At 71.6% G+C, this 8,765-nt stretch carries 8 protein-coding genes and 1 tRNA gene; 5 read left to right on the forward strand and 4 right to left on the reverse strand.

Going from position 1 to position 8,765, the window contains the following annotated elements; genetic code table 11:
• Positions 1-178: 178 nt before the first annotated feature.
• Positions 179-832, forward strand: coding sequence for a DsbA family protein (locus DW299_RS07325; protein WP_136036194.1), 654 nt, complete (start codon positions 179-181; stop codon positions 830-832).
• 67 nt (positions 833-899) lie between these two features.
• Positions 900-2,978, forward strand: a complete 2,079-nt coding sequence (locus DW299_RS07330) for an MprF family protein (RefSeq protein WP_136036195.1) — start codon at positions 900-902, stop codon at positions 2,976-2,978.
• Positions 2,979-3,020: 42 nt separating this feature from the next.
• Here the strand turns inward: DW299_RS07330 and DW299_RS07335 are convergent, their stop codons facing one another.
• A complete protein-coding gene (locus DW299_RS07335; protein WP_240745336.1) occupies positions 3,021-4,301 on the reverse strand; it encodes an MFS transporter in 1,281 nt (426 codons plus the stop codon).
• Between the two features lie 69 nt (positions 4,302-4,370).
• Here DW299_RS07335 and DW299_RS07340 point away from each other — a divergent pair, with 69 nt between their 5' ends.
• On the forward strand, positions 4,371-4,985 hold the full coding sequence (locus tag DW299_RS07340) for a TetR/AcrR family transcriptional regulator (RefSeq protein ID WP_136036196.1): 615 nt from the start codon (positions 4,371-4,373) through the stop codon (positions 4,983-4,985).
• 9 nt (positions 4,986-4,994) lie between these two features.
• Here the strand turns inward: DW299_RS07340 and arfB are convergent, their stop codons facing one another.
• The 3 genes from arfB to DW299_RS07350 form a co-directional block, all read right to left on the reverse strand.
• Complete coding sequence (gene arfB, locus DW299_RS07345; protein ID WP_136028667.1) at positions 4,995-5,435, reverse strand: alternative ribosome rescue aminoacyl-tRNA hydrolase ArfB; 441 nt, start codon at positions 5,433-5,435, stop codon at positions 4,995-4,997.
• 50 nt (positions 5,436-5,485) lie between these two features.
• Positions 5,486-5,561: transfer RNA gene (locus tag DW299_RS18925), tRNA-Met, on the reverse strand.
• Positions 5,562-5,620: 59 nt separating this feature from the next.
• On the reverse strand, positions 5,621-6,613 hold the full coding sequence (locus DW299_RS07350) for a helix-turn-helix transcriptional regulator (RefSeq protein ID WP_136036197.1): 993 nt from the start codon (positions 6,611-6,613) through the stop codon (positions 5,621-5,623).
• A gap of 62 nt (positions 6,614-6,675) precedes the next feature.
• Here DW299_RS07350 and DW299_RS07355 point away from each other — a divergent pair, with 62 nt between their 5' ends.
• Together DW299_RS07355 and DW299_RS07360 are read left to right on the forward strand one after the other, a co-directional pair.
• On the forward strand, positions 6,676-7,713 hold the full coding sequence (locus tag DW299_RS07355; RefSeq protein ID WP_136036198.1) for an ABC transporter ATP-binding protein: 1,038 nt from the start codon (positions 6,676-6,678) through the stop codon (positions 7,711-7,713).
• Positions 7,710-8,489 (forward strand): ABC transporter permease, encoded by a 780-nt coding sequence (locus DW299_RS07360; protein WP_136036199.1) that lies wholly within the window; start codon positions 7,710-7,712, stop codon positions 8,487-8,489. The genes DW299_RS07355 and DW299_RS07360 overlap by 4 nt, the downstream gene beginning before the upstream one ends.
• The last annotated feature ends 276 nt before the right edge of the window (positions 8,490-8,765 follow it).

Below are 8,765 nucleotides of genomic sequence, written 5' to 3' on the forward strand. Positions count from 1 at the left end.
CCCGGCACGCCGCTCGGCCGGACACCCCGCACGACCCCGCCGCTGCGCGCGACGCCCCGCCCGCGCCGGCTCGCCCCCTCCCTCGCACAACTGTCCCTCTCCCGGACCTGAGCCGTACGACGACTCCGCGCCGCGCCCGCGGCACCCCCATCCGTCGTACCCCTGTCTGGAGAACCCCGTGAGAACCCCTGTCAAGGCGGCCCTGATCGCCATCGCCGTCGCCGTCGTCCTGCTGATCGTCGCCATCGTCTGGGCCATCACCCAGCGCGCCGACGAGCCCGACCCCGACGCGGGCCAGCGCCAGCCAACCGTCCGCACCGATTCGCACGTGCTCGACGAGGGCGGTCCCGGCGCCGTCACGGTCGTCGAGTTCCTCGACTTCGAATGCGAGGCGTGCGGCGCCTTCTATCCGATCGTCGAGGAGCTCCGCGACACGTACGACGGCGACATCCGCTACGTCGCGCGCTACTTCCCGCTCCCCGGCCACGTCAACTCGACACAGGCCGCCCTGGCCGCCGAGGCCGCCGCACAGCAGGGCCGCTTCGAGGACATGTACCACCACCTGTTCGCGACGCAGGCGAACTGGGGCGAGCAGCCCGAGGAGACCCCGGAGGTGTTCCGCGCGTTCGCCCAGGAGCTGGGCCTCGATCTCGCGGCGTACGACGAGGCCGTCGCCGACCCCGCCACCCTCGCGCGGGTGGAGCAGGACAAGCGTGACGGCGAGCGACTCGGCGTCACGAGCACCCCCACGTTCTTCGTCGACGGCGAGATGCTCGAGCTGACGGCCTGGGGCGATCTGGAGGACGCGATCGCGAAGGCCGTCGCGGACTGACCCGGCGGCAGCGGGATACCCCGGCCGGGTCCCGCCGGCCGGGGGGACCCGTCGCTACGCTGAGCGCATGTCCGAGGATGCCTCCGCTCCCGCGCGCCCCCTGATCACCGTCGCCCGGCGCATCCCGGCGACCCTCACGATGGTGGGCCTGATCCTGGTCGTCGGCGTCGTCTCACAGGGACTGTGGCGGCCGTTCGAGGATTCGGAGCTGTTCCCCTCGGTCGCGTACGGCCTGCCCAACCTGTCGGACGGCAAATGGTGGACGCCGGTCACCGGCACGTTCTTCGTCAACCAGCCGTGGGTGTACCTGTTCACGATCGCTGGCTTCTGGGGCATGGGGTACCTGGAGTTCCGTCGCGGAAGCCGCGTCGCGATCGCCTACTACGCGGTGGGACAGCTCTTCGCGATCTTCGCCACCGCGCTGCTGCTCCTGCTGCTGTCGCAGTTCGAGTGGGCGTGGGCGTCGGAGCAGGCGCGCGCGCTCGACGTGGGCGCGTCCGGGGGCACGATGGCCTGCATCGCTGCAGCCGTCGGCCTGTTCCGTCCCCCGTGGCGGGTACGCGGCTGGCTCATCCTCCTCGGGTTCGTCTTCATCGCGATGATGTTCTGGGGCAAGGTCGCCGACCTCGAGCATCTGCTGGCGGTGCTGCTGATCCTCGCGGTGGACCGCAGCCTGCGCGTGCGGCACACGACGGTCCGCGAGCAGCGCCTCATCGCGGTCATGGCCGTGCTGCTCCTGCTGGCGACCGAGGTCATCACCGTCCTGGTCCCGACCGACGGCCCCTTCGGCCCCACCGCACCCGTCTCCGGCGGATTCCTGGACACCGCGCTCGACGCGGCCGTCATCCTGCTCATCGCGAACGGGCTGCGTCGCGGTCGACGATGGGCGTGGGTGCTCGCGATCATCCTCGCCAGCCTCAACGTGCTCTCCGGTGCGCTCATCCTGGCGCTGATCATCCTCACCAGCGAGGCACAGCTCGAACTGCAGATCGACGGCGAGACCGAGCTCGCCCTCGCCAGCGGCGTGCTCTGGCTGCTGATCCTCGTCTACCTGATCGTGGTGCGGCGGGCGTTCCGGGCCCGACGGCGGTCGAAGCTCGGCGCGCAGCCGGCACCCACGCTCGCCGACCTGGAGAAGGAGCTGAAGACCCACGGCGGCGGCACCCTGTCGTGGATGACCACCTGGGAGGGCAACGCGTTCGCGCGCGTGGACGGCGGCATCGTCGCGTATCAGCGGCGCAACAGCGTGGCACTGGCACTGGCGGATCCGATCGGGCCACGCGAACGCCGCACCGATGCGGTGCGGGACTTCATCCGCGCGGCGGAGGGCGCCGGGCTCATCCCCTGCTTCTTCAGCGCCGACGAGGCCACGCGGGCCGCGGTGCCGGAGACCTGGCGGAGCCTGGTCGTGGCGGACGACACGATCGTCGACCTGCCGGGCCTGGAGTTCACCGGAAAGCGCTGGAACTCCGTGCGCACCTCCCTCAACAAGGCAGGACGCGAGGACATGACGTTCCGGATGACGCATCTGAAGGAGGAGCCCTGGGGGGTGCAGCAGCAGCTGCGGGCGATCTCCGAGGCCTGGGTCGGCGACAAGGACCTCCCCGAGATGCGCTTCACACTCGGCACCCTCGAGGAGGCGGAGGATCCGGAGGTACGGCTCGCCCTCGCCATCGCCCCCAACGGCGACGTCGACGGCTTCCTCTCCTGGCTGCCCATCTACGGCGAGGGCGGCATCGTGCGGGGGTGGACGCTCGACCTGATGCGCCGCAGGGAGGGCGGATTCGGCCCCGTCATGGAGTACCTCATCGGGTCGTCCGCGAAGCAGTTCTCCGACGAGGGCGCGCAGATCATGTCGCTCTCCGGGGCTCCGCTCGCGCACGACTACCCACCGGACGCGGGCATGATCGCGGCGCTCAGCGACCGGCTCGCGGAGGCTCTGGAACCCGTGTACGGGTTCGGTTCGCTGCACCGGTTCAAGCAGAAGTTCCACCCGCGCTACGAGACCATGTACCTGCTGTTCCGCGACGAGAGCGACCTCACCCGGATCGGCGGCGCGTTGACGCGGGCGTTCCTGCCGGATGCCACGCTGCGGCAGTTCGCCGGTGCCGGGCTGGAACTCGTCCGCGGAGGCGGGAAGGACTGAGCCGCGGGGTGCCCCGGATCACCGGGGCACCCCGCGGAGCTGTCACTCGGCGGCCACGAGCTCCGCGGGCGCCGGGCCGGAGGGTGCGGGGCGCGGGCGCTTCGCGGTGTTCGCGATGTGGGCGCGTGCCACGACCATCCCCGCGACGGCCATGAGCCCGACCCCGAGCCAGTAGGGGGCGGCGTGGCTCACGGCGGTGTAGAGGGCCGCGGCGATCAGCGGCGCGACCGTGCCCATCGCGGCGTTGAGCGACTGGGTGGCGCCACCGAGCCAGCCCTGCTCGTCGTCGCCGACGGCGTTGGACATCGCGCCGTCCATGGCGGCCTGCGCGGCTCCCTGTCCGGCGGCGAGCAGCAGCGCCCCGACGATGAACAGCCACGGCTGGGCGATCAGCGTCGCGACGACCGCGAGACCGGCCAGGCCGATCGCCTGGGCGACGATGCCGCTGAGGATCACGCCGCGCTCCCCCATCCGCGGAAGCAGGATGGCCAGCAGCACGCCCTGGATGAGGATGTCGACGATCCCCACGCCCGCCGTGAGGAGCCCGATCTGCGTCGGCCCCCACTGGATGGAGTCGAGCGCGAGGATGCTGAAGTTGTTGACGAAGAAGCCGAACGGCAGCGCGAGCAGGCCGAACGCGATCATCAGGCCGCGCAGCTCCCGGCGTCCGAAGGCCTCGCGGAACACCGCGAACGGCTGCACGGCGCGCAGCGTGATCCGCGGGATGCGGTTCTCGGGCTTCAGGCTCTCCGGCAGCAGGGAGATGCTGAGGATCGCGATCACCAGGGCGACGGCGGCGGTGAGGAACACGGGCAGGCGCAGGTCGATCGCCGCGAGGAGCCCGCCGACGGCCGGGCCGATCATGGTGCCGATGCCGGTCAGCGCTCCGAGCAGGCCGAAGCGCTGTGCACGCTTCTCCGGCGGGGTGATGTCGGCGAGGTAGGCGAACAGCGCGGGCAGGTCGCCCGCCGTCAGCCCCTGGATGACACGGGCGAGCACGAGCACCCAGAGCGCTCCGCCGATGCCGAACAGGGCCATGGAGAACGCGGCGCCGAAGGCGGCGGCGATGATGACGGGCCGTCGGCCGAACCGGTCGGAGAGCCGGCCGAGGAAGGGCGCGACGAGGAAGGCGCACAGGCCGTTGACCGCTTCCAGCACGCCGACCCAGAGGGCCAGGTCGCGCTCGTGCGAGACGTACTGCAGCACGACGAACGGCAGCACGGGGAGCACCACCGTCATGCCGATGACGGTGAGCATCGTCAGCACGATGAGCATGATCCAGGCACGGGTGGCACCACGGACCGAGGAGATGGGTGAAGTCATACCGAAAGTGTAGCGATACCAGTTTTGGTGTCAAGCCACTTTTGTACCGAGCGCGGTAGCCTGGCTCTCATGACCACCCCCGCGCCCCTCGGCCGCCGCGAGCGCAAGAAGGCCGCGACCCGCAAGAACATCTCCGACGTCGCGACGAGGATGTTCCTGGAGCGCGGCTTCGACAACGTCAGCATCCGCGAGGTCGCCGACGCCGCCGACGTCTCCCCGACCACCGTCTTCGCCCACTTCCCCCAGAAGGAGGCGCTCGTCTTCGACGAGGACGACGAGCAGCGCGACCGCCTCGTCGCCGCCGTGCGCGACCGCAGGACCGGCGTCACCATCAACCGCGCGATCCATGACTTCTACGCCGCCGAGATCGGCGCCAACCTCGACGAGCACGGAGACGACGTCGCCCGCACCTTCCTGCGCTTCCTCAACGAGACGCCGGCCCTGCGCGACTACGCGGCGAAGATGTGGCTGCGGCACGAAGACGCCCTCGCCGGCGCGATCGCCGAGCAGCTCGGGCTCACCGCCCCCACGGCGGAGATCCGCGTGTACTCCCGGTTCATCCTGCAGATGCAGATCCTCGTGACCGAGAGCGACGACCAGCGCGACATCCTCGAGGCCGGATTCACCGTGCTGGAGGAGGGCTGGGGCCCCGTCGAGAAGCGGCTCACCCGCGACTCCGGCTGAGCGGCTCCCTCACTCCTCGCGCGGACGACGCCGCAGGCTCTTGACGTCGGTGCGGCGGTGCTTGGCCGTGAGCCGACGCTCCCTCGATCCGCGGCTCGGCTTCGTCGCGCGGCGCGGCGGGGCAGGCGGACGCAGGGCCTCCGCCACCAGGGCGGCCAGGCGTTCGCGTGCGGCCTCCCGGTTGCGCAGCTGCGCCCGATGCTCGGACGCCGCGATCGTCAACACCCCGCCGACGAGCCGTCCCCGCAGACGCTCCAGGATCCGCTCGCGCTGCACCGGCGACAGGACCGCGGAACCCGCGGCGTCCCACACCAGCTCCACGCGCGAGTCCGCCGTGTTCACCCCCTGTCCCCCGGGGCCGGAGGAGCGCGAGAAGCGCCACGACAGCTCGGCGTCGGGGATCGTGAGACCGGCCGTGACGCGGAGTCCGGGTCGAGGGGCGGTGGGCATCCGTCCATCATGCGCCATGTCGTGGACGCGGACGCGAACGCCTCAGGGAGTGGACGCGACGGCGGGAGTCGAACCCGCAACGCCTCCGGATATGAGCCGGGGCCCGGGACCGCCCGGATCGCCGCGATGGCACTGACGTTACCTGGCCGTGATGTTCCCCGCCAGGGTCGTTCCCTGGGATGACCCTATGAGTCCGCGGATGACGCGGGCGTGGGAGCGTCGAGCGCCCGCAGCAGCCGCTCGACCGCCTCGCGCAGCTCCGCACGGTGCGGCTCGGGGAAGCTCGTGGTGTACTCGACGCCCGCGGGGATCCAGAGCAGTCCGTACATCGCCTCCCGCCAGTCCGCGCCGCCGAAGGGCCAGCGCGTGCGGTCGGGTCCCTCCGCCGTGGCGCCCTGTCCCCACGGCCCGAACCGCTCCTGCATCTCCGCCAGCGGCAGCTCCATCACCGCGTCGGTCTCGATCTTCTGCGGCGACCACGACGCCGCGATCAGCACCCGCTCCTCGATCTCCTGCGCACTGAGCTCGCGCCGCGCGAACAGCACCCTGGTGTGCTCGACGGACGTGATGCGGTCGACGCGGAACGTGCGCCAGTCCTCGCGGTCGAGGTCCCAGCACAGGAGGAACCACTTGCGTCCGGCCGGGGCGAGGGCATGCGGCTCCACGCGCCGCACGCTCTCCTCCCCCTGCCCGTCGACGTAGCGCAGCCGCAGCCGCTCGTGGTCGCGCGTGGCGAGCGCGATCTCGCCGATGACCACGGGCGACACCACCGGTCCCGCGCCGATCCGCGGGGGCTGCACCGCCGCGGCGAGCGCGTTCACCCGCTGCCGCAGCGCCGAGGGCAGCACCTGCTCCAGCTTCGCGAGCGCGGTCAGCGTCACCTCCGCGCCACCGACGATCTGCTGCGTGGCGGCGACCCGCAGGCCGATCGCCATCGTGACCGCCTCGTCGTCGGTCAGCAGCAGCGGCGGCACGGCGCTCCCCGCCTCCAATCGGTAGCCGCCGGCCGACCCCGGCGTGGACTCGACGCGATAGCCCAGCTCGCGCAGGCGGTCGACGTCGCGGCGGACGGTGCGCTCGGTGACGCCCAGTCGCGAGGCGAGCTCCGTGCCCGGCCAGTGCCGGTGCGTCTGCAGCAGGTTGAGCAGGGCGAGGGCGCGGGCGGTGGTGTCGGACATGACCTCAGATTGGCAGACGATGCGGACAGCATGTGTCCGCGTTGCTTTCTACGCTCGCTCCCATGAACGAAACCCTCATCGAGACCGAAGGCCTGACCAAGACCTTCACCGTCAAGAAGGCGCCGGTGCACGCGGTCACCGACGTCTCCTTCAGCGCCGTGCGGGGTGAGCTCGTCGCATTCCTCGGCCCGAACGGCGCCGGCAAGTCGACGACCCTCCGCATGCTCACCACCCTGATCCCGCCCTCCGCCGGCAGCGCGCGCGTGGTCGGGCACGACATCCGCACCGACGCCGCGGGCGTCCGCGCGCGCATCGGCTACGTCGGTCAGCTCACCAGCGGCAGCTTCTCCCAGCGCGTGCGCGACGAACTGCTCAGCCAGGGCGCCTTCTACGGCCTGACGAAGCGCGACAGCGTGCGGAGGGCGGACGAGCTCATCGACTCGCTCGACCTGTCGTCGTTCGCGGGCCGCACCGTGCAGCAGCTCAGCGGCGGGCAGAAGCGCCGGCTCGACATCGCCCTCGGGCTCATGCACGCACCACCCCTGCTGTTCCTCGACGAGCCCTCCACGGGACTCGACCCGCAGAGCCGCGCGAACCTGTGGGAGCACATCCTCGACCTGCGCACACAGCACGGCACCACGGTCTTCCTCACCACGCACTACCTGGAGGAGGCCGACCGCTACGCCGAGCGGGTCATGGTGATGGACAAGGGCCGCATCATCGCGGACGACGACGCGGCCTCGCTCAAGGCCACCCTCGCGGGCGACGTACTCACGTTCGGGTTCGCCGACGCCGCGGAGGCCGAGCGGGCGCGCACCGTGGTCGCCCGACGGAGCCCGGCCGAGGTCGTGCGGGACGACGCCTGCCTCTCCCTCGCGGTGCCCGACGGCGACCGGCTGCTGCCCGTTGTCGTGCGGGAGCTCGACGCCGCGGGCATCGTCGTGCAGCGCGCGACCGGAGTGCCGCCCACACTCGACGACGTGTTCCTCGCCCTCACCGGACGCACCCTGCGCGATGCGGGCGAGGGTGCAGGAGCCCCCGAGTCCACGGACGAGCCCACGCCCGCCTCCACCCCGACCACGACAGGAGTCCTCTCATGACCACCACCGACACGCTCGTGCGCCCGAACCTCGCACGTGACACCCGCCACGTGCTGACGCGGGAGCTCAAGCCCGTGGTGCGGGACCCGTTCACCCTGATCTTCAGCCTGCTGCAGCCCCTGGTGTTCCTCGGGCTGTTCGCCCCGCTGCTGATCGGCCAGTCCGGACAGCCCGCGGGCGAGACCCTGTCGTGGTTCGTGCCGGGCGTGCTGGTGATGATCGTGCTGTTCGGCACCGGCGCCACCGGGTCGAACCTCCAGTACGAGATGATGACCGGCTCGCACGAGCGCACCCTCGTCGCCCCGCTCGCCCGGTCGTCCCTCCTCGTCGGCCGCGCGCTGAAGGAGATCGCGCCGATCGTGGTGCAGGCCCTCGTGATCGTCCTGATCGCATGGCCGTTCGGGTTCGCGGTCGACGTGCCGGGCCTGCTGATCGGCCTCGCGCTGCTCGCCGCGTTCGGGGTGGGCCTCGGCTCGCTCTCGTACTCGCTCGCGCTCGCGACCAAAGACCGGGAGTGGCTGTTCTGGGGCGTGCAGCAGTCGCTCATCTTCCCGCTGCTCATCCTGTCGGGGATGCTGCTGCCGCTCGACGCCGCGCCGGACTGGATGCGCGCGGTCGCGACGGTCAACCCGGTGAACTGGGTCGTGCAGGCGGAGCGGGCGCTGTTCGCCGGAGACCTGGGCGACCTCACCGTGCTGTGGGGCTGGATCGCCGCACTCGCGGTGGCCACGGTCGGCCTCGTGGTGGGCGTGCGCGCCATCCGCCGCAGCAACTGACCCGCGCTCGACGCCCGCGACGGCGGCCTCGATTCTGCGGGGCCACCGCCGCGGGCATCGGGTCGCTAGCGCCGCCACCCGCCGCCGTCAAGCGCATCGACCGTGCTCCGTCGGCCCTCGTATCGTCGCCCGCACGACCACGAGCAGCAGGAGGGCCGCATGTCCGAATCGCAGCACAACGACAAGACGCCGACCACGGGCCTGGAGTCCGGGGAGCCGCAGGCGCGCCTGGAAGCCGAGGCCCGACGCGCGATCGTGACCGGCGCGGACTCGGCT

This window comes from Microbacterium sp. K35 (genome assembly GCF_004794375.1).
Lineage (GTDB): Bacteria > Actinomycetota > Actinomycetes > Actinomycetales > Microbacteriaceae > Microbacterium > Microbacterium sufflavum.

What these genes read in the sequence shown, in the direction of transcription:
- DW299_RS07350 (WP_136036197.1), bottom strand. Translation starts at nt 6,613, where the DNA reads ATGTCCGACACCACCGCCCGCGCCCTCGCCCTGCTCAACCTGCTGCAG.
- DW299_RS07330 (WP_136036195.1), top strand. Translation starts at nt 900, where the DNA reads ATGTCCGAGGATGCCTCCGCTCCCGCGCGCCCCCTGATCACCGTCGCC.
- DW299_RS07360 (WP_136036199.1), top strand. Translation starts at nt 7,710, where the DNA reads ATGACCACCACCGACACGCTCGTGCGCCCGAACCTCGCACGTGACACC.
- DW299_RS07340 (WP_136036196.1), top strand. Translation starts at nt 4,371, where the DNA reads ATGACCACCCCCGCGCCCCTCGGCCGCCGCGAGCGCAAGAAGGCCGCG.
- arfB (WP_136028667.1), bottom strand. Translation starts at nt 5,435, where the DNA reads ATGCCCACCGCCCCTCGACCCGGACTCCGCGTCACGGCCGGTCTCACG.
- DW299_RS07335 (WP_240745336.1), bottom strand. Translation starts at nt 4,301, where the DNA reads ATGACTTCACCCATCTCCTCGGTCCGTGGTGCCACCCGTGCCTGGATC.
- DW299_RS07355 (WP_136036198.1), top strand. Translation starts at nt 6,676, where the DNA reads ATGAACGAAACCCTCATCGAGACCGAAGGCCTGACCAAGACCTTCACC.